This window comes from Phocaeicola sp. RTP21198st1_B8_RTP21198_201120 (assembly GCF_040929485.1).
GTDB lineage: Bacteria > Bacteroidota > Bacteroidia > Bacteroidales > Bacteroidaceae > Phocaeicola > Phocaeicola dorei.
In genome coordinates this window covers 1-1,644 of record NZ_JBCOCI010000284.1, presented here as the reverse complement: position 1 = coordinate 1,644, position 1,644 = coordinate 1, and the positions used below count along the sequence as shown (strand labels likewise).

At 51.9% G+C, this 1,644-nt stretch carries 2 protein-coding genes; both read right to left on the bottom strand.

Translation table 11 applies throughout. The features are described 5' to 3' along the window. Nucleotides 1–633: 2,3-diphosphoglycerate-dependent phosphoglycerate mutase (gene gpmA / locus AB5935_RS25460; protein WP_368327813.1), on the bottom strand; the 633-nt coding region annotated here is incomplete at its 3' end. Between the two features lie 12 nt (nucleotides 634–645). Next, nucleotides 646–1,644 (bottom strand): class I fructose-bisphosphate aldolase (locus tag AB5935_RS25455; protein WP_368327812.1); only part of this gene is annotated, 999 nt, incomplete at its 5' end.

Below are 1,644 nucleotides of genomic sequence, written 5' to 3'. Positions count from 1 at the left end.
AGGTACTGCCGTGGGCAGGTTCAAGAGGGATATGTCCGTATCGGAAATATTCTTGAGATGCTTGACTATCCCGCGCAGACTGTTTCCATGGGCAACGACAAGCAGGTTGTCCCTATGCATCAATGTGGGTAGGATGACACATTCCCAATAGGGCATGACACGCATGACGGCATCCTTCAGGGATTCAGTCCGTGGCAGTTCCATTTCGGGAACACCGGCGTAACGGGTGTCGTTCCCCGGATAGCGGGGATCGTCTTCCTTCACCGGCTCGGGCGACACGCCGTAACTTCTCCGCCAGATATGGACTTGTTCCTCGCCATATTTGTCTGCTGTCTCCCTTTTGTTAAGTCCCTGAAGTATGCCGTAGTGTTTCTCGTTCAACCTCCAGCTTTTCTCCACCGGGATCCAGTCTTCATTGAGACGGTCCAGAACACAATTCAACGTTTTCACAGCCCGTTTCAGATAGGATGTGTAAGCCGCCTCAAAAGAGAATCCCGCTTCTTTCAGCATATCACCGGCTTTACAGGCTTCTGCGATCCCCTTATCACTCAGGTCTACATCGGTCCAACCGGTAAAGCGGTTTTCCTTGTTCCATAGGCTCTCGCCATGTCTCAACAATACGATCCTTTTCATGCCATATAGTTTTTATGCAACGGTTATCGAAGGATCCAGATAGACATCCTGAATGGTGTTCAGAAGCGAGACCCCGTCTTTCATCGTCTTCTGGAAGGCTTTTCTCCCACAGATAAGTCCCATACCTCCGGCACGTTTGTTCACCACTGCGGTTACGACGGCATCATGCAGGTCAGATGTCCCATGGGACTCGCCCCCCGAATTGATCAGGCCAACCCTTCCCATATACCCGTTGGCCACCTGGTAGCGGCAGAGGTCTATCGGATGGTCGGAGACCAGTTCCGTATACATACGCCCGTCGGTCTTACCGAATCCGATGGCTTTAAAACCTCCATTGTTGGACGGCAGCTTCTGCTTCACGATATCAGCCTTGATGGTGACCCCGATATGGTTGGCCTGCCCTGTCAGATCTGCTGCCGCATGATAGTCAATCCCGTCTTTCTTAAAACTGCTGTTTCTCAGATAACACCACAATACCGTGGCCATCCCCAACTCATGGGCATATTCAAACGCCTGTGAGACCTCCACAATCTGGCGGCGGCTTTGTTCCGAACCGAAATAGATAGTTGCCCCCACGGCAACGGCACCCATGTTCCATGCCTCCTTCACTGTACCGAACATGACCTGGTCATAACTGTTCGGATAAGTCAGCAGCTCGTTATGGTTCAACTTCACGATGAAAGGAATCTTATGGGCGTACTTACGTGCCACAGCTCCCAGAACTCCGAATGTGGATGCCACGGCGTTGCATCCTCCCTCGATAGCGAGTTTCACAATGTTCCCGGGATCGAAGTAAAGAGGATTGGGTGCAAAGGATGCTCCGGCAGAATGTTCTATCCCCTGATCCACCGGCAGGATGGAGACATACCCGGTATTGGCCAGACGCCCGTGCCCGTACAGGGCTTGCAGGCTCTCCAAGGTGCGTATATTCCTGTCGGAATCCACCCATGCCTTGTCTATCATATTCGGCTCGGGGATATGGATGAGTTTCTTGTCTATTGTCTTGCATAC